This is a genomic window from Microbispora sp. NPDC049125 (genome assembly GCF_040802045.1).
Classification (GTDB): domain Bacteria; phylum Actinomycetota; class Actinomycetes; order Streptosporangiales; family Streptosporangiaceae; genus Microbispora.
This window is the reverse complement of the sequence record NZ_JBEZDW010000001.1, coordinates 185,929-204,176: the sequence shown is the minus strand read 5'-3', so window position 1 is coordinate 204,176 and position 18,248 is coordinate 185,929. Positions and strand designations below refer to the sequence as shown.

13 protein-coding genes are annotated in these 18,248 nt (G+C 71.6%); 6 read left to right on the top strand and 7 right to left on the bottom strand.

Translation table 11 applies throughout. The features are described 5' to 3' along the window. Positions 1-163: 163 nt before the first annotated feature. Both AB0B72_RS00870 and AB0B72_RS00865 read right to left on the bottom strand, forming a co-directional pair. Positions 164-697, bottom strand: coding sequence for a LuxR C-terminal-related transcriptional regulator (locus tag AB0B72_RS00870; RefSeq protein ID WP_367736173.1), 534 nt, complete (start codon positions 695-697; stop codon positions 164-166). A gap of 104 nt (positions 698-801) precedes the next feature. Beyond that, entirely contained in the window at positions 802-3,603 is a 2,802-nt protein-coding gene (locus tag AB0B72_RS00865; RefSeq protein ID WP_367736172.1) for a helix-turn-helix transcriptional regulator, read from the bottom strand. 82 nt (positions 3,604-3,685) lie between these two features. Between AB0B72_RS00865 and AB0B72_RS00860 the strand changes: the two genes are divergently transcribed. Next, complete coding sequence (locus AB0B72_RS00860) at positions 3,686-6,457, top strand: AAA family ATPase (RefSeq protein ID WP_367736171.1); 2,772 nt, start codon at positions 3,686-3,688, stop codon at positions 6,455-6,457. Positions 6,458-6,494: 37 nt separating this feature from the next. Here the strand turns inward: AB0B72_RS00860 and AB0B72_RS00855 are convergent, their stop codons facing one another. Further along, a complete protein-coding gene (locus AB0B72_RS00855) occupies positions 6,495-7,895 on the bottom strand; it encodes a PLP-dependent aminotransferase family protein (RefSeq protein WP_367736170.1) in 1,401 nt (466 codons plus the stop codon). A gap of 105 nt (positions 7,896-8,000) precedes the next feature. Between AB0B72_RS00855 and AB0B72_RS00850 the strand changes: the two genes are divergently transcribed. Then, a complete protein-coding gene (locus AB0B72_RS00850) occupies positions 8,001-8,570 on the top strand; it encodes a cysteine dioxygenase (protein WP_367736169.1) in 570 nt (189 codons plus the stop codon). Between the two features lie 66 nt (positions 8,571-8,636). After that, a complete protein-coding gene (locus tag AB0B72_RS00845; RefSeq protein WP_367736168.1) occupies positions 8,637-9,251 on the top strand; it encodes a dihydrofolate reductase family protein in 615 nt (204 codons plus the stop codon). Between the two features lie 238 nt (positions 9,252-9,489). Here AB0B72_RS00845 and AB0B72_RS00840 read toward each other — a convergent pair whose 3' ends face one another. From AB0B72_RS00840 to AB0B72_RS00830, 3 genes are all read right to left on the bottom strand, one after another. Beyond that, positions 9,490-10,065 carry a hypothetical protein gene (locus tag AB0B72_RS00840; protein ID WP_367736167.1) on the bottom strand — a complete coding sequence of 192 codons (576 nt, stop codon included), beginning with the start codon at positions 10,063-10,065 and terminating at the stop codon, positions 9,490-9,492. Positions 10,066-10,376: 311 nt separating this feature from the next. After that, on the bottom strand, positions 10,377-11,627 hold the full coding sequence (locus AB0B72_RS00835; RefSeq protein WP_367736166.1) for a serine hydrolase domain-containing protein: 1,251 nt from the start codon (positions 11,625-11,627) through the stop codon (positions 10,377-10,379). 315 nt (positions 11,628-11,942) lie between these two features. Continuing rightward, the gene (locus tag AB0B72_RS00830; protein ID WP_367736165.1) at positions 11,943-12,389 is read right to left on the bottom strand and encodes an anthrone oxygenase family protein; all 447 of its coding nucleotides are present in this window, start codon (positions 12,387-12,389) and stop codon (positions 11,943-11,945) included. A 90-nt stretch (positions 12,390-12,479) separates the two neighbouring features. Here AB0B72_RS00830 and AB0B72_RS00825 point away from each other — a divergent pair, with 90 nt between their 5' ends. The 3 genes from AB0B72_RS00825 (at position 12,480) to AB0B72_RS00815 (ending at position 16,778) form a co-directional block, all read left to right on the top strand. Further along, entirely contained in the window at positions 12,480-13,058 is a 579-nt protein-coding gene (locus tag AB0B72_RS00825; protein WP_367736164.1) for a TetR/AcrR family transcriptional regulator, read from the top strand. Between the two features lie 295 nt (positions 13,059-13,353). Further along, the gene (locus AB0B72_RS00820; RefSeq protein WP_367736163.1) at positions 13,354-14,952 is read left to right on the top strand and encodes a lyase family protein; all 1,599 of its coding nucleotides are present in this window, start codon (positions 13,354-13,356) and stop codon (positions 14,950-14,952) included. A 1,193-nt stretch (positions 14,953-16,145) separates the two neighbouring features. Continuing rightward, positions 16,146-16,778 (top strand): hypothetical protein, encoded by a 633-nt coding sequence (locus tag AB0B72_RS00815; protein WP_367736162.1) that lies wholly within the window; start codon positions 16,146-16,148, stop codon positions 16,776-16,778. 87 nt (positions 16,779-16,865) lie between these two features. On the opposite strand, the gene AB0B72_RS00810 is transcribed toward AB0B72_RS00815, so the two are convergent. Further along, the gene (locus AB0B72_RS00810) at positions 16,866-18,029 is read right to left on the bottom strand and encodes an acyl-CoA dehydrogenase family protein (protein WP_367736161.1); all 1,164 of its coding nucleotides are present in this window, start codon (positions 18,027-18,029) and stop codon (positions 16,866-16,868) included. Positions 18,030-18,248 lie beyond the last annotated feature (219 nt).

Sequence of the window (18,248 nt, the reverse complement as noted above, 5' to 3'; positions counted from 1 at the left end):
CCGGAAAGCCCTGTGTCGGTCATGGGGGGCGCCGCCTTTCCATAGTGCGTACGAGCGCGGGTACACCCGTCACGCTAGGGATCCGGCCTGCGAACCACCCCACGTGAACACGTAGTCCTCGGCCATCCGGGACCCCGCACGTCGTGGGCCGGCGATTCCGGGCTCAGCCGGCCTGGGTCGCCATCAGCCGGGCCAGCTCCACCCGGGACCGCACCTGGAACTTCCGGAACACCTGCCGCAGGTGGTAGTCGACCGTGTGCGGCGAGATGAAGAGCAGGGCGGCCGTCTCCCGGTTGGTGAGCCCCCGGGCGACGTGCTCGGCGACGGTCCGTTCGGAATCGGTGAGCCGGGCCCAGGCCGGTCCGGCGCCGGCCGGCCGGCCGGCCAGCCAGATCACCGCGCCGGTCAGGACGTGGTCGTCGTAGACGCCCTCGCACCGCCCGGTCAGCGTCCCCGACGGCAGGGTCAGCCGCCCGGGCTGCCGCCCCGACGCGGTGCTCAGCCGCCGCCTGGCCCACTCCCACAGCAGCGTGCGGTCCGCGGACGACAGCAGGCCCGCGGCGGCGCTGTTCACGAACATGGTGCGGCCGTCGACGACGGCGACGGGCCCCTTCGCCTTCCGGCGCACCTCAAGAAAATGCGTGTGCAAAGCCCGCTGCCGGCCGGGCCCGGCGGTGTGCGGATGGTGAGCGAGCACCGTTTCCTCCCTGCGTCGCCTTGACCGGTCGTCCTCATGGAACCGCGCCGGGGCGTGCCGCCGAATCAGGGAAACACCCCAGTGTGTCCGCGAGGCCCGGGGGGTCAGCCGGCGAGGCCGTCCTTGAACAGCTCGCGCAACTGCCGCCGGGAGGTGAGCCGCAGCTTCCGGAAGACCTTGGTGAGGTGGTACTCGACGGTCGAGGTGCTGACGTACAGCCGCCGGGCGATCTCCGCGTTCGTCGCTCCCTCGGCGGCAAGGGCGGCGATCTTGGATTCCTGCGGGGTGAGCGCGGGGCCGACCGGCGCGGCCGGGGACGCGACCCGCTCGCCGGTCGCGGCGAGCTCTACCCGGACGCGCTCGGTGAAGATCCCGGCGCCCATCGCGGCGAACATCTCGTGCGCGGTACGCAGCTGCGCCCCGGCCTCGCCCCGACGCCGGTTCCGCCTGAGCCATTCTCCGTACAGCAGGTGGGTGCGGGCCAGGTCGGTGCGCATCCGGGTGCGCCCGAGCAGCTCCAGCGCCTGCCGGTAGAGCGGCTCCGCGGCTCCGCCGGTCTGCTCGCCGAGCAGCGCACGGCCGCGCGCGAGCAGGCCGAGCCCCCAGGGCATGCCGCTGATCGGCGCCCGCTCCTCCAGCCGCGCCAGCGCCTGCCGTGCCGTGTCGGGGTCGCCCGCCCGTACCGCCGCCTCGACCAGGTCGGGCAGAACCCGGTTGCCGCTGCCCGGCGGGTCGCGGTCGAACAGCGGGCGGGCCCGGTCGAGCGCCTCGCGGTAGTTGCCGAGGCTCACCTCCAGCACCGTCATGGCCTGGGCCGCCTGGTTGACCAGGACCGGGACGTTCTGGACAGCGATGACGGCGATCTGGTCGGCGGCGGCGCGGGCCTCCTGCTCCCGGCCCTGCCAGACCAGCTGCTCGATCTGCCACTGCGGGCCGCCCCGGGGCATCACCCCGCTCATCGCGTACAGGTCGAAGCTCTCGGCGTAGTGCCCGTCGGCGACGGCGATCCGGCCCGCGCGCAGTTCGCTGCCGGCGAGCAGGGTGAGCGTCACACGGAGCGCGTGCAGCGCCCCGCTTTCACGGGCGGACGCCGCCAGCCGGCGCAGCAGGGTGGACCGGCCCTGCTCGTCCCAGAGCTCGTCGGCGGCGAGCCCGCCGAGCAGCCCGATCGGCATGCCCTCCTCGCTGAGCCGCTCCGCCGTGCACAGCTCGGCGACCGCGGCACGCATCAGCGGCACCGCGGCCCGGTACCCGGCCGTGACCCGGGTGGCGAACGCCCGGGCCAGCAGGTCGGCCGCCGTCCCCGCCGGATCGGCCGGTACGGCGAGCACCGCTCGGGCCACCTCGAGCGGCGTTGTGCCGACCGTGTGCTCCAGCGCGACCATGGCGGTCTCCATCGCCTCCCGGAGCATCACCCGGGTCAGCCGCTCGTCCCGGCCGCCGAGCGCGGCGGCCGCGTCCATCAGGATCGCGGGCGCGTACGCAACCCGGTCGTCGTAGTTGGCGACGGCGGCGCGCAGCCGCTCCCCCGTCGCCCGGGCGACCGGGGTGTGCAGCATCGGCCGCGCCTGGTCGAGCAGCCGGCGGACCGCGGCGATGTCCCCGGCGACCAGGAACGCCCCGGCCGCGGCGAGCAGCCGGCCGCCGCGCGCCGGTGCGTCCGGGCTGAGCTCAGCGGCGCGGGCCAGGAAGGCGGCCTGCGCGGTGTGGCCGCCGCGCGCTCCGGCCCGCTCGGCGGAGGCTTCGAGGTCCCGGGCGACGCTCTCGTCGGTGCCCGCGGTGGCGGCGGCGAGGTGCCACGCCCGGGTGTCCGGGTCGAGCACGGGGTCGCTGGAGTCCGCCAGCGCGCGGTGCGCGCGGCGGCGATCGGCCGGCGTGGACGCGTTGTAGACCGCGGCCCGGATGAGCGGGTGCCGGAAGGTGACGCTGCCGCCGGCCAGGTCGCCGAGCAGCAGGATGCCCTCGGCGAGCGCCGGGTCGGCGTCCACCGGGGACATGCCCAGCAGCGCCCCGGCCCGCCAGAGCAGCGCCTGGTCGTGCGGGGGCGCGAGGGAGGCGACGAGCAGCAGCTCCCTGGTGGCCGGGGGAAGCGCCCTGACCTGGCTCAGGAAGTACGTCTCCAGGTGCGCGCCCAGCGGGAGCCGTACCGGCAGCTCGGTGTGGCCCGCGAGCTGCTCCGGCGACAGAACGGTGGCGAGGGTGATGAGCGCGAGCGGGTTGCCGCCGGTCTGCTCCACCACCCGCTCGGCCACCGCGTCATCGAGCGGCCCTGCGACGCACTCCGCGAGCAGCCGGCGGGCGGCCGCGTCACGCAGCCCGCGGACGGGGCGCACCGGCAGGCCCTCGAAGACCGCGGCCCCGGATTCGCGTAGCGCGACGAGCACCCCGACCCCCTCCGCGTGCAGCCGCCGGCCGACGAACGCGAGCGCCTGGGCGGAGTCGCGGTCCAGCCAGTGCGCGTCGTCGACGAGGCAGAGCAGCGGCCGATCGGACGCGATCTCGGCGAGCAGGCTGAGGGTGGCCAGACCGATCAGGAACTGGTCCGGCGCAGGGCCGTGCATCAGCCCGAACGCCCGCCGCAGGGCGTCGGCCTGGGGGCCGGGGATCCGTTCGAGCCGATCGAGGAACGGCGCGAGAAGGTGGTGCAGCGCGGCGAAGCCAAGCGGAGACTCCGACTCGACGCCGGAGAGGGTGAGCACCCGCAGCCCCGCGGCCGAGGCCGCCGAGGCCGCCGCCCGCAGCAGCCGGGTCTTGCCGACGCCCGGCTCTCCGGCGAGGACGAGCGTGTCGCTGAGCCGCACGCCGAGCCGCCGGATCATCTCGTCGATCACGTGTCGTTCCGCGTCCCGGCCGTGCAGCGACGCGGGCGCCGCCCGAGGTCCCTGACCAGTGACGTCGTCGGACACGAATCCCCCTCGACGATGCCTGCGCACATGCCGAAGCCGGATTCGGTTCGACCGGGAGGCGGCACCAGGAGACTATTTCACCATGTCCAGCGAATCCGCTAAGTCAGCTGAGTCAGCGCTTTTCGGGCGAGAGCCGGAGATCGCCCGGCTCTCCGGCCTCCTCCGCGGGCTTCGCGACGGAGGCGGCTCACTGGTCGTACGCGGCGAGCCCGGCATCGGCAAGTCCGCACTGCTCACCGCGGCGGCGGACGCCGGCAGGGACGCCGGGCTGCGGGTGCTGTCCACGGCCGGCACGCAGGCCGAGTTCCATCTCCCGTACGCCGGGCTGCACCGCCTGCTGCATCCCGCCCGGCTGGACGACGGGGCGCTGCCCGATCCGCAGCGGCGCGCGCTGGCGGCCGCGCTGGGGCTCATCGACGCTCCCGTCCCCGATCTGTACCTGGTCGCTCTCGCCACGCTCAACCTGCTGATGGAGGCGGCGAGCCGGACTCCGCTGCTGGTGCTCGCCGACGACGGCCAGTGGCTCGACCCGCCCACCGCCGGGGTGCTGTCCTTCGTCGCCCGGCGGCTGGAGGCCGAGCCGGTGGCGCTGCTCGCCACGCTGCGCGACGGCGTGCCCTGCGCGCTGGCCGAGGCGGGGCTGCCCGAGCTTGTGCTGCGGCCGCTGCCGGACGCGGCCGCGGCGCGCCTGATCGACGCGCGCGCCCCCGGCATGGATCCGCCGGCCCGGCGGCGGCTGCTCGACGAGGGTGCCGGCAACCCGCTCGCGCTGGTGGAACTGACCGGCGAATGGCGCGACCAGGGGGCCGGCCTGCTCTCCTCGCCGTGGCTGCCGCTGACCGAGCGGCTGGAGCGCGCCTTCGGCGCCCGGCTGGGCGACCTGCCCGCCGCCACGCGAGCTCTGTTGCTCGTCGCGGCCCTCGACGACGGCACCTCGCTGGACGAGACGATCACGGCCGCCGCCGTCCTCACCGCCGGGCCCGTCGCGCACCACGACCTGGCGCCGGGGATTCGCGCCGGGCTGATCGAGCCGGACGCCGCCCAGATCCGGTTCCGCCACCCGCTCATGCGCTCAGCGATCTACCAGGCCGCCACGCTGTCGCAGCGCCGCGCGGGCCATGCCGCGCTCGCCGAGGCGCTCGCCCCGCAGGGTGGCGAACGCGCCGCCGACCGCCGGCTCTGGCACCGCGCGTCCGCCGCCGCCCGGCCCGAGGAGGAGATCGCGGCCGCGCTGGACACCATGGCCGCCCGCGTCGCGCAGCGCGGCGCCCCGACCGAGGCGGTGACCGCGCTGGAGCAGGCGGCCAAGCTCACCGAGGACGCGCGCCTGCGGGCCGACCGGCTGCTCCGGGCGGCGGACCAGGCCGTCGAGCTGGGTGGCCGCGACGTCGTCGTACGGCTGCTGCGCCAGACCGAGCTGCTGCCGCTCACCTCCCGGCAGCAAGCCCAGGCGCAGTGGATCCGGGGCACCCTCAACGACGGTTCGGACGGCCGGGCGACCGGCCCGCAGGTGCTCGCCGCCCTCGCCGAGTCGGTCGCCGCCGACGGCCGGCCCGAAGAGGCGCTACGCATCCTGTGGAGCGCCGCGCTGCAGTGCTTCTGGATCGAGCCGGGCGCCGAGGCGCGCAGCCGGATCGTCGCGGCCGCGGAAAGCCTGCCGGTGCCGGCCGCGAACCCGCTGCTGCTGGCGATCCTCGCGTACGCCGCGCCGCTCGACCGCGGCGCCGTGGTCATCGACGCGTTGCGGGAGCTCGCCACGCGGCCGGTCATCGACCCTCTGGCGGCCCGGCTGCTGGGCTCCGCGGCGGTCCTCGTCGGGGCGTTCGAGCACGTGGAGAGCTTCTCCTCGGCGGCGCTGCCCGGATTACGCGCCCAGGGACGGCTTTACCTGCTCACCCGCTCCCTCGCCCAGCAGGCGTGGAGCGCGGTGCTCCGGACCAACCTGAACGTGGCGATCCCGGCCGCCGAGGAGGCGGCCCGGCTGGCCCTCGAGACGGACCAGCCGCAGATGTACGGCACCGCCGTGTCCACCCAGGCGATGCTCGCGGCGCTGCGCGGCGAACCGGACCGCGCTCGGGAGCTCGCGGCTCGGGCCGAGGCGATGAGCGTCGCCGCCGGGGTGCGGCCGGTGCTCGCCACCGTGCAGATGGCCCGCGGCCTGGCGGCGCTGGGCGAGGGCCGGCACGCGGAGGCGTACGAGCACCTGCGCCGTCTGCATGACCCCGCCGATCCGTCGTACCAGCTCGCGCTGCGCTGCTATGTGGTGGCCGCGTTCGCCGACGCCGCCGCCGGGAGCGGTAACGCCGTCGCGGCCCGGGCGGTGCTGCGCGAGCTGGAGGAGGTGGCGCGGACGACGCCCGCGCCCGCGCTGCACGTGAGCCTGCCGCTCGCCCGGGCGCTGCTCGCCGACCCGGCGGACGCGCGGGCCCGGTTCGCCGACGCGCTCGCCGCCGACCACGCCCGCTGGCCGTTCGCCCGGGCGTACGTGCAGGTGGCCTACGGCGAGTGGCTGCTGGACCAGGGCGATCCCGGCTCGGCCCGGCCGCTGCTGCGCACCGCCCGCGACACGTTCGACGCGCTGGGCGTCGTACCGTGGAGCGACCGGGCCCGGCGTGGGCTGCGCGCCTGCGGGGAGGCCAGTGCCGACCGCGTCCTGGCGGCCCGCGACAAGCTCACCCCGGTGGAGCTGCAGATCGCCCGGCTCGCCGCCGATGGCCTGTCCGACGAGGAGATCGGCGAGCAGGTCTACCTGTCCCGCCGGACGGTCGGCGCACACCTGGCGCAGTTGCTGCCCAAGCTCGGCATCGCCTCCCGGGCGGACCTGCCCGCCCTCCGCCGGGACCGGATGGACTGATGAACCGGCTGACCGGTTGGCGACGTCACCCTGGTCTTCAAAGGGTGGTGACGCCGTCCGAGTTCAGGATGGTGGCGAGGTGGTGGATGCCTTCCTCGATGTGGTGGGGCGTGAGCCTGCTGTAACCCATCACCAGGGCCGGGGACCGGCCTGGCGCCGCCGGGCAGGCCCGGTAGCGGTCGAGGGGCTGTATGAGGATGCCGTGCCGGGCGGCGGTGGCGGCGAGGCGGGTCGCGTCCATGCCGCCGGGCAGCGTGACCAGGACATGCAGGCCCGCGGAGATGCCCGTCGCACGGCAGGCGGGCAGGTGCCGGCGCAGGGCCGCGATGAGTGCGTCGCGTCGCTGGCGGTAACCGCGACGGGTTCGCCGCAGGTGCCGGTCGAGGTCGCCGCGCTGGACGAACTCGGCGACGGTGGCCTGGATGATCGAGCTGGTGAACCGGTCACCGCGCGCGCGGGTGGCGACCACCTCCTCGCGTAGCGCCGGGGGGACGACCAGCCAGCCGAGCCGCAGCCCGGGGGCAAGGCTCTTGGACAGGCTGCCGGCGTAGACGACGTGATCGGGCGCGACCCCTTGGAGGGCGCCGATGGGCTGGCGGTCGTAGCGGTACTCGGCGTCGTAGTCGTCTTCGATCACGTACGCGCCGCTGGTGCGGGCCCAGTCGAGCAGGTCGGTCCGTCGGCCGGGCGAGAGCGCCACACCGGTCGGGTACTGGTGGGCGGGTGTGGTGAGTACCGCGCCCGCCCCGGACGCGGCGAGCCGGTCCACCCGCAGCCCCTCGTCGTCGACCTCGATGGGGTGGCAGCTCGCGCCTGCCCAGGTGATCTGTTCCCGCCAGTCGGGGTGGCCGGGGTCCTCGACGGCGATGCCCCGTTCGGCGAGCACCTGTGCCAGCAGGCTCAACCCGTGCGAGAAGCCGTTGCACACCACGACGTCGTCCGGTTCGCAGGACACGCCCCGGACTCTGCCCAGATAGTCGGCCAGCGTCTCGCGCAGCTCCGTGAGACCGGCCGGGTCGCCGTAGCCAAGTGACCGGCCGGGGAGGGACCGCATCGCCGCGCGGGTCGCCCGGGCCCAGGCTGCGTGGGGGAACAGGCCGACGTCCGGGGCTCCGGGCTGGAAGTCGTAGCGGATGCCGGCCGGAGGCGGGCGGCGGCGCTGTGATCCCTCGGGGACGGTGATCGTGTTGACGACGGTGCCCCAGCCCTGCCGGGAGGTCAGGTAGCCCTCGGCCGTGAGCTGGTGATAGGCCGCGATGACGACACCACGGGTGATCTGGAGGTCCGCGGCGAGCGCCCGGGACGACGGCAGCCGGACGCCGGGACGCAGCCGGCCCGCCCTGATGGCGTCACGCAGGCTCCGCTCCAGCTGGGCGCGCAGGCCACGGGGACGGGAGCGGTCGAGCTCCACGAACAACTCAGGCGAACTGGTACTCATAACTCGTCCAGAATTGGATCTCTTATCAGCGCCACTCTATTCGTACGTTGGGTGTCGCGGCACCGCGGAGACGCCGTACCGGCCGCAACCGCCGAAGGGACAGCCATGACACTCCTGAGCCGGCCACCGTCCACCGCGTCCGGGCTGGACGAATTGGCGACCGGCATCCGCGCCGCGCTGAGCCGCCGCGACGACTGGCGGCGCACCGCCCAGCGCGTCGCGAGCGTGCTGCGGCGCCACCTGCCCTCGCCCGAGGTGCTGACCGGCATCCCTCCCGGCGTCCATTCCGGCGCCCATCCCGGCGTCCAGGAGGACCCGCGCGGCCGGCTGCTGCACGTCGAGCCGGACGGGGCCTTCTCGATCCAGGCCATCGTGTGGCCGGCGGGCCGGATCACGCGGATCCACGACCACGTGACCTGGTGCGTGTTCGGCGTCATCCAGGGCGCGGTGGACGAGGAGCTGTTCACGCTCGGCAGCGGCGGCGACGTCCTCGTCCCGGCGGGACGCACCACGAACGCGACCGGCGCGGTCACCGGCTTCGCCCCGCCCGGCGACATCCACCGGGTCGCGAACACCGGCGACGGCACCGCCGTCACGATCCACGTGTACGGCACCGATTTATCCCGCATCGGCTCCAGCGCACTGCGCTTCTACGACCTTCCCGTCGGGCCGTGAGCGAATTCCACACCCGAGCAGCAGGCGCCGCAGCGCGGCGCACAAGCAGATCGCAGGAGACGACCGATGAACGACACCCACCCGCGGACCGCGACCGGAAAAGTGCTCTGGACCTTCACGATGTCCCTTGACGGGTTCGTGGCCGGACCACACCACGACATGAGTTGGATGACTGGTTTCACCGCCCAGCCGGGCCTGATCGAGGAGTACATCGAGAGCACCAGTGCCGTGCTGGCGGGCCGCGACGGCTTCGACAGTGCCATCGGCGACTCACGGCCTTGGGGCGGGAGATGGGCCGGGCCGATCTTCGTCCTGACCCATCATCCCGAGGACGCGCCGCCCACCCCCGACATCACTTTCCTGTCCTGCCCCGCGGAGGAGGCGGTGCGGATCGGGCTGGAGGCCGCCGGGGGCAGACATCTCGGGGTGTTCTCGCCGACCATCGGCGCTCAGCTTCTGGACCTGGGGCTGATCGACGAGATCGACATCCACATCGCGCCGGTCCTGCTCGGCGAAGGGATCCGGCTGTACCACAACCCCGGCGGAGCGCCGATCCGCCTCCACCGGCTCGACGGCGGCGATCCCGCGGCGACCGCCCGTGTACGGTACCGGCCCACCACAACGGCGAAGATCTCCATCCGTACGGAGCCGGACCGATCCTGGCGTGGATCAGGGACCTGAACGAGCGTTACGGCCGGTCGCCCATCAAGACGTCGTTCCTCGTCCTGCGAGGCGTTTTGTCCTGCGAGGCGTCCTTGAGCCGGCCGTCGCGGACGAGCCGATCAGGAAGAACGCGGCCCTCGTCTGGAGACCCGCCCTCGTCGCGGCCTGGCCCTGCGCCGTCTCAGGGATCAAAGCGCCACGAGGGAGAAGCCCGACCTTGCTGAGCGCCGGCGTCCGATGAAACCAGTCCGAGAACTCAAGGTGCCCTACGCTTGGAGAGCCTCAGCCCCACGGCCATGACGACGCCGCATGCCACAAGAGGCCACCCCCAGGGACGACGTGGCGCCCATCCGTCGATGGCGATTACCACACCCGAGATGAGCGTTGCAGCGGCGAAATACCAACTCACAACTCTGCCGAGAAGCTGAGTACGAGACAGCGTCATGGAGCCGATCAGAACAAAGGCCGTTACCAGCCCCGGCCAGCCGAGAGCCGCATAGTCCCAGCCAGATGTGTTGACGCCATGGCGTTCGCCCCGGAGCGCGGCGAAGACGCGATCCCCCGCAAACCAGTCAATGATCGATACGGGAAAGCTGAGAACGGCCATGATCAGCCGTCCGTAGATCTGATCGCCGAGTTGGTTGTTGATAGTCGCCCAGGTCACGGCTCCGACAGACGCCACATAGGCAATCAACGTCGTGGCCTTCACGACGGGTGTCGACAGGCCGGCGTAGCCGCTCATCACTTCCTCGTTCGTGAGCTGTCCCGACAACGGCGCTTTACCGGCAGCTCCGTCGACGTAGCCGGGCGAGCGCCTGATTTCCGACTTCATGCCGCTTGACCATATCTTCCCCTTCATGATCAATGGTGGTCACGTTGAGTGAGCACGAGCGCGGCACGGCTGTCGACGACCGGCTTTCTTCTCTTCAGGCATAAGCCGGGGCCGGATCTCCTCCCCATCAATGACAGAGAGTCCATTAGACCTTGCGTTTCGCATACCAACAGGAGGGCGCATGCAACTGGTGTTCATCGACGACAGCGGCCAGAACAAGCTGACCGCAATGGTTTTGCCCGCGACGGTCGGAACGGCCACCCCAGCCTGCTGGACCGGCTCCGCCAGGCGCCGGCCCAGATCGCCGCGCGTCAGAAGTACTTCGAGGTCAGGTCCGTCGTGGGCCAGGAGGACACACTGACCTTGTTCATGTCGTCATCGATCGTGTCGTAGTCGAGCGACCCCGTCTCCTCCCGGCGGTTGAACAATGCCGCGTAGCTGAACCCGTTCTGCAGCCGCGCCAGGTAGGTGAACGTGCCCGGCATCGAGCCGCTGTGCCAGGTGTTGACGTGACCGGTGACCTGGCGGACCCACAAGCCGCCGCCGTACCAGGAGCCGTTCTCGTTGACGCCGATCTCCGGCTTGGCGATCAGCTTGGCGATCGAGGTGGTGTTCAGCACCGTGCCCGGCTTGTCGAGGGCGAGGGTCCAGCGGACCAGGTCCACGCCGGAGGCGAGCCAGCCGCCGTTGGCGTCCTGGTTGGGCATGTTGAAGCCGCCGTAGGGATACGGGACGGTGGTGCCTGAGGTGTCCACCACGGACTTGTTCGTGTACTGCGACTCGTAGGCGATCTCGCCCGGCGCGGCCTCGCTCCTGAGGCTCTTGCCGAGCCGCATCCGGGTGATGCCCAGAGGCTGGAGCAGCTTGGTCTTGACGTACGACTCGTAGGACATGCCGGAGACCTTCTCGATGATCCGGCCGAGCAGCATGTAGCCGTAGTTGTTGTAGACCATCTTCGTGCCCGGGTCGAAGTCGAGCTTGCGTGCGGTCGCGTACCGCATGATGTCGGCGTGGCCGATCGGCAGCGGCACACCGAGCGAGGCCGAGATGGTGTGGTCCAGCCAGAGCAGGTCCCCGGAAACGGCGGAGTCCCAGCCGCCGAGGTGCTGCATGAGCCTGAGTACGGTGATCTGCCCCATGCGGGCGTCGGCCGGGGTGAGCCCCAGCAGTTGGGTGACCTTGGCCGACAGGCTCAGCTTGCCGTCCTGCACCAGGCGCATGATCGCGGTGGCGGTGATGTTCTTGCTCAGGCTGGCGATCCGGAACAGCGACGTCGGCGACACCGTGGGCAGTGCTCTGGAGTAGTCGTTGTAGCGGTAGCCGCGCGCGAGCACGATCTTGCCGTTCTTCATGATGGCAAGCTGGGCGGCGGTGATCTTTCGGGCCTTCACGAAGTTCTTGACCACGGTGTCGAACCCGGCCAGCGAAGCGGGCGCGGTGCCCGAGGTCTCCACCACCGGGAGAGGCGCGGCCGCCTGCGCGGGGCGCGCGGCGCCCAGGGCCGCGGCCGGCACCCCGATCGCGCCCGCTTTGAGAAGGCTCCTGCGGGAGAGTAGCGTCACGTCAAGCTCCCAAGTCACATCCGTTTATTAGGTCACGCATTTTACGGGTATCTGGGCCGCCCTTTACGCAAGCGGGCACGATTACGCCTGCCGACAATTACGTCCGCCCAGCTCATGACCCCGCGAAATGCCGCGTGTGGCGTGCCAGAGCTCCAGCCACCAGGAGAGTGAAACGCGTACGGCATGATGGCCGGCCGTGCTCCTTCGCCTTTCGAACCTGCGGATTCGTACGCACGCCCGCAGCCGGCGCTGGACGATCGCTCTCGTGTTCCGAGTGGGGATTGTGCGCCACCGGCGCGGCACCGGCCCGCAAGGTCAGAGGAGGGCGACGACCAGCAGGGTGAAGGCGGCGATGATGACGGCGACGCGGACGTAGTGGAGGCGGTCCCAGCGGCTCATCTGCTGCTTCCAGTCGGCGGGCCGGTTGTCAGGGGTCCACGTCCTGCCCCGGTTGTTGATCGGGACGAGCAGCAGGATCGACATGATCACGCTGAGGATCAGCAGCGCGCCGGCGGTGACGGTGAGGCCGCTTCCGGGGTGGTGCCATCTGGCGATGGCCCAGACCGCGACGAGGACGAGCGAGGTGATGTACCAGACCGGCATCACGGCGCCGAGCATCCGGCCCCCGTGGGCGCGGCCGAGTTGGCCACCGTCACCGGGGAGTGCGTTGAGAATCGGGTTGATGACGAAGGCGACGGAGAACTCCACCCCCACCATCAGGCCGACGACCACGGTGGTGAAGACCTCGAGTGCGTTGAGCATGACGACCGTCCCGGCATCTAGTGTTGCTAGCTGATGAGGCAACGCTAGTACTGCTACCGCTTGATTGTCTAGCGATGCTAGGATCAAACCGTGTCGGTACAGGAACGCAAGGAACGCGAACGGGCGGCGCGCGAGCGCCTCATCGTGGCGACAGCCCGCGAACTCGCCGAGCAGCAAGGCTGGGACGCGGTGACCACCCGCCGGCTCGCCGAGCGCATCGAATACAGCCAGCCCGTCCTCTACAGCCATTTCCGCGGCAAGCGCGAGATCATCGGTGCCGTCGCCCTCGAGGGCGCCACCGAGATGGCCGGGGCGCTGCGGGCCGCGACCTCCGCCGCGGACGGACCTCGCACCCGGGTCACCGCCCTGGCCCGCACCTACCTCGAATTCGCCGCCCGCAACCCGGCGGTCTACGACGCCATGTTCGAGCTCGATGGCGGCCTGGCTTTCGCGAACGAGGACACCCCACAACCTCTGAAGGACGCCTTCGCCGCCCTGCTGGAAAGCCTCGGCGAGGTCGCCGGGGACGGCGTCCACCCGGCACTGTTCACCGAGGTGTTCTGGGCGGCCCTGCACGGGCTGGCCACCCTCACCCGAGCGGGACGGCTGCCGCCACAGGACACCGAGCCGAGGGTGGAGCTGCTGGTGGACCGGCTCGCCATGGTCTGACACACCATCCCGGCGGGCACGCAGCCGGGGCCCTCGGGCCTCACTGAGCGTAACGGCAAACCCCGCCTCCCCAACAAAAGGGAGACGGGGTTTTCGCTGGTCAAGGCCTACTTGAGGAGCTGGCGGTCGTCCGCCGCGACCCCGCCACCAGGGGATTCGCCCCTCTCCTGGCGTCGGCGCAGGCAGGTCGAGGTGTCAGGGGTGGACCTGCCGCAGTTGGCCGAGCCGGGGCAGGCGCACGATCCGGGCGGCCCCGCCCGGCGGCCACGGCGACTTCAGGGATCGTCTGGGACACGTGATCACCCGCGCGCCGACAGCAGAGAAGGCCGCTCACGCCGCTGGGGCGGCCGTGCGCGAGCTGGGCCCGGACTCCGCCGCCGCCGGCGATCCCGCGACCGGCCGCCTGTTGGCGCCCGCCTTTCCGTCCGTCCGCCAGATGCTCTTCGAGGAGCGTCCCGCCGCCCATCCGGACCGGCTCGCGGAGCTACGCCAGATCAGCACCGTTGACCTGGCCCACGTCGCCATGCTGGCCGAACGCCGGATCATCGAGGCCGGGCCGGCGGCCGTTCTCCTGCGCGCCATCCTCGATCTGCGCGCTTCCGGCTACGCCGCCCTGGCCGGCGCGCCCATGCAGAGGGGCGTGTACCTGGCCTACGAACGGCATCTCATCGAACAGGCCGGCGATGAGATCGGCGGCGTCCTGCACACCGGCCGTTCCCGCAACGACCTCAACGCCACGTGCCTGTTGCTGCACCTCCGCCCCGTCTACCGCCGTCTCACCGGCGAGATGGTACGGCTGGGCCACGTCCTGTTCGGGCGGGCGCGCCGGCACCGGGCCACCATGATGCCCGCCTACACCCACTTCCAGCCAGCGGTGCCGATCACCTACGGCCACTATCTCCTCGGCGTCGCCGCGGCCGTCGGACGTGACCTGGACCCCCTCCGGCACGCCGGCACGGCTATGGCCACCTGCCCGCTCGGAGCCGGGGCCGTCGGCGGGACCACCGTGCCGATCGACGCCGCGCGTACGGCGGAGCTGCTCGGCTTCGACGCTCCGGTGGTGAACTCCCTCGACGCGGTGGCGAGCCGGACGGCCATCCTGTATCTGCTGGCGGCCATGACGTCGCTCGCCACCACGCTGGACCGCGTCGCGCTCGACCTGCTGTTGTGGTCTGGCCAGGAGTTCGGGTTCCTGACGATGCCGGACGGCCTGGTGGGGTCGAGTTCGATGATGCCGCAGAAGCGCAACGTGTTCGTGCTCGAGCACGTCCAGGGAATGACGGTGCAGCCGCTCGGCTCGTTCGTCTCCGCCGTCAGCGCGATGCGCGGCACCCCGTTCACCAACTCCGTCGCGGTGGGGACCGAGGCGGTCCGGCCGGTGTGGCCCGCCCTGCGGGCGATGGCCGACGCCGTACGGATCACCCGCATGGCGATCGCCCGGGGGCGTCCGGACCCGGGCGCGTTCCAGCGCCGGGCCGACGCCGGTCTGACCGCCGCCACCGCGCCGTCAGAACAGCTGGTGGCTCAGGGCGTTCCCTCGAGCGGTGCGACTGGATCGCCTACGGCTGAGCCGCGTCGTCAGGCGCGGGGCGGCGCGTCCGGATCCGGCACCGTCGTGGTCTGCTCGGGCGCGCCCGTGGCGGTCGCAGGAGCCGGGCCCGCGCGGCGGATCCACAACAGGGCTCCGGTCAGCAGGATGACACCGCCCAGCAGCCAGGGAATCGGGCCGTGCGGCAGGACGCCGATGAGCAGGCCGGTGAGGGCGACGGACAGTTGCAGGGCCAGAGACTGCACGGACAGGGCGGTGGCGCGGCCCGCGCTGGTGACCCGGCGGTGCAGGAGGTCGTTCTCGCTCGGGCCCGACGCGCCGAGCCCGAGGTACACCAGCCCGTAGCCGACGGCCGCGAGTGCCGTCGCGGGCACTCCGCTGAAGGCCGCGGTGACGCCGAGGATCAGCAGGCCGCCGGCACTGGTCGCAAGACTGGCCAGGACCGCGCGCTCGCCGCTGCCCGCAAGGCACGCGACGAGCGGCGCGAGGTGGCTCCCGAGGGCCGAGCAGACGAAACCGGCGCAGGCCAGCCCGGCGAAGACCACCGCGCCCGACTCCGACGCGCCGGTCAGGGCGGCGACGCGGCCCGGTGTCAGCAGTTCCATGGCGGCCAAGGCGCCTCCGGCGGCCGCCGCGCTGAGGAGGATCCGCCGGACCAGCACGTCGCGTGCGCCCAGGCTCAGCCCGCCTGCGACGGTCACGGGGATGCCGCGCAGGATGTCCCGTACGGTGGCCGCGGGCCGGGGTGGCTCGCGCAGGGCCGCCAGGACGTACAGCACGAAGGCGATCTCGAGCGCGGCGGCCACCAGCAGCGGAACCGACAGCGGAAGAACCAGGCCCGAGGTCGCCTCACCCAGCCGTGCGCCGACATCAGGGCCCGTCGCCAGCAGCCAGGGTAGGGCGCCGCCGAGCAGGGTGCCGGTGGCCAGTGCCGCCGACGTCGCGGTATTGCCGCTGGCCAGACCCGGGCGCAGGTCGGCGCCGGGGCCGGAGTGCGCGTGGACGGTGTCGACGTACCATGCCTCGGCCGGTCCGCTGGACAGGGCCCGGCCCGCTCCCATGAGAACCATGCCGCAGGTGAGCATCAAGGCTGTGGTGCCCAGGCCCAGGAGGACCAGCGCGGCCAGGTTCAGCAGTCCGGCGGCGGCCAGGACGGTGCGGCGACCCAGGACGTCGGACAGCCCTCCTGTGGGCAGCTCAAGCGCGGCGGCGGTGACGGAGTGCGAGGCGAAGAAGGCCGCGATGGCCGCGAGTGACATGCCCCGTTCGGTGAACAGCAGGATCAGGGGTGCGATGGTCAGCCCGGTCGGCAGCCAGAAGAGCGCGCAGGCCGCGGCGTAGCGGCGGCGTGCGGTGCGGATGTTCGGTGGCTCGGTCACGTTACGTCCGGATCAAGGTGGGATCGTGGGATTCCGTGGCCAAAGCGTAGATCCGCCAGCCTGCTTTCCCCGCGAATCTCCGCAAAAGGGTGAGGGTCAGCCTGACGTGGTTCTCAGCAGGCGCTGGAGCTGGTGAGGGTTGACGTCTTCCATGATCCCTTGGCTCACGAGCGCATCGACCAAGGCGCTCCGCATGAGGCGGCGCGATGGGCGTCCGTCCCCGTGATCAATTGCGGTGACGGCTGGGGCGAGCATCCGACCCAGGTCATGATCGACCTCTATACGATCTGGAAGGAATTCGGGAAGCTGGAGGGAGTGCACATCGTGTGCACCGGCGACATGCGCATGCGCACGATGCGTTCGCTCGCCTTCGCGGCCACCCTGTTCCCGATGAAGATCACATGGGTGACACGCCCGGAGATGGCCCCGGCCGAGTCTTTCTGCAGGGAGATCCGGGCGGCCGGCGCCGAATTCGTCCAGGCGGACAGCATCGAGTCCGTGATCGGCACGGCCGACGTGGTGTACATGGAGGCGCTCCGACAGCCGGACCACGGCGCGTCCAGCTCGACCCGCGCCGCCGGCGCCGACGCCACTCCGCCCGAATACCGGCTCACTCTGGACCTGCTCCGGGAGAAAGCCAAACCAGACCTCATCGTCCTGCACTCGTTGCCACACCTGGACGAACTGTCCGAGGAGATAGACGACACGCCGTACGCGCGCTACTGGGTCGAGGGATTCAACGGCGTCGTCGTCCGCATGGGGCTCCTAGCCCTGATCATGGGAGCCAGGTAGACGAGCAAGATCGCGCAGAGGTCCGGAACTCGACATGGCAAACCCCGCTCCCCATACACCGGAAGCGGGGTTTCTGCACGTCAAGGGCTACTTCAAAAGCTGGCGAGCCATGACTACGCGCTGGATCTGGTTGGTGCCCTCGTAGATCTGGGTGATCTTGGCATCGCGCATCATGCGCTCGACCGGGTAGTCCCGCGTGTAGCCGTACCCGCCGAGAAGCTGGACGGCGTCGGTGGTGATCTCCATGGCGGCGTCGGAGGCGGCGCACTTGGCGGCGCTGGAGAAGAACGTCAGGTCCTTGACCGGCGTGCCGTGCATGGCCAGCTCCGACTTGGCGGCGGCGGCGTAGGTGAGCTGACGGGCGGCCTCCAGCTTCATCGCCATATCGGCGATCATGAATTGGAGCCCCTGGAACTCGGCGATCGCCTTGCCGAACTGCTTGCGCTCCTTGACGTACCCGATCGCGTAGTCGAGGGCGCCCTGCGCGATGCCGAGCGCCTGCGCCGCGATGGTGACACGGGTGTGGTCGAGTGTGGCCAGTGCGGTCTTGAACCCCGTCCCCGGCTCGCCGATCATCCGCGACGCCGGGATGCGCACCCCCTCCAGGATGACCTGACGGGTGGGCGAGCCCTTGATGCCGAGCTTCTTCTCCTTGGCCCCGAAGGAGACGCCCTCGTCGTCCTTCTCCACGACGAACGCCGAGATGCCCCGGGCGCCGGCAGAGGGGTCGGTCACGGCCATGACGGTGTAGAACTCCGACACCCCGGCGTTGGTGATCCACATCTTGGTGCCGTCGAGCACGTAGTGGTCACCGTCCCGGACGGCGCGGGTCTTCATCGCGGCCGCGTCGGAGCCCGCCTCGGGCTCGCTGAGCGCGTACGAGAACATCGCCTCCCCGCGTGCGACCGGGGCGAGATAACGCTGCTTGAGCTCCTCGGACGCCGACAGCAGCAGCGGGACGGTGCCCAGCTTGTTGACGGCCGGGATCAGCGAGGACGAGGCGCAGGCGCGCGCCACCTCCTCGATCACGATCACGGTGGCGAGGGCGTCGGCCCCGGCCCCTCCGTACTCCTCGGGGACGTGCACCGCGTGCAGGTCGGCCGCGACGAGGTCCTTGTAGACCTCCCACGGGAACTCCTCGTTCTCGTCCGCCGCCGCGGCCCGCGGGGCGATCTTTTCTTCGGCGAGGGCCCGGACCGTCTCGCGGAGCATCTCGTGCTCCTCGGGCAGCGCGTAGAGAGGGAAGCTCATAGCGAGATACTAGGACGTCCGAACAGAAGGTTACCAGCCAGTACGGCCTCGTCTCTTGACTGGGCGTGTAACCCCAGCCGAACGGCGGCCCGCCGTCGACGTGCGGCGATGACCACCGTACCTTTGGGCCAGGGATGGGTTAACCCTGGCGGCTCACGGGGCAGTTGACCGGCCCGGTACCATGCCACATCACACAGAGTCGGTAAGAGGGGAGCTGCC

What these genes read in the sequence shown, in the direction of transcription:
- AB0B72_RS00850 (WP_367736169.1), top strand. Translation starts at nt 8,001, where the DNA reads ATGACACTCCTGAGCCGGCCACCGTCCACCGCGTCCGGGCTGGACGAA.
- AB0B72_RS00840 (WP_367736167.1), bottom strand. Translation starts at nt 10,065, where the DNA reads ATGAAGTCGGAAATCAGGCGCTCGCCCGGCTACGTCGACGGAGCTGCC.
- AB0B72_RS00855 (WP_367736170.1), bottom strand. Translation starts at nt 7,895, where the DNA reads ATGAGTACCAGTTCGCCTGAGTTGTTCGTGGAGCTCGACCGCTCCCGT.
- AB0B72_RS00845 (WP_367736168.1), top strand. Translation starts at nt 8,637, where the DNA reads ATGAACGACACCCACCCGCGGACCGCGACCGGAAAAGTGCTCTGGACC.
- AB0B72_RS00810 (WP_367736161.1), bottom strand. Translation starts at nt 18,029, where the DNA reads ATGAGCTTCCCTCTCTACGCGCTGCCCGAGGAGCACGAGATGCTCCGC.
- AB0B72_RS00860 (WP_367736171.1), top strand. Translation starts at nt 3,686, where the DNA reads ATGTCCAGCGAATCCGCTAAGTCAGCTGAGTCAGCGCTTTTCGGGCGA.
- AB0B72_RS00830 (WP_367736165.1), bottom strand. Translation starts at nt 12,389, where the DNA reads ATGCTCAACGCACTCGAGGTCTTCACCACCGTGGTCGTCGGCCTGATG.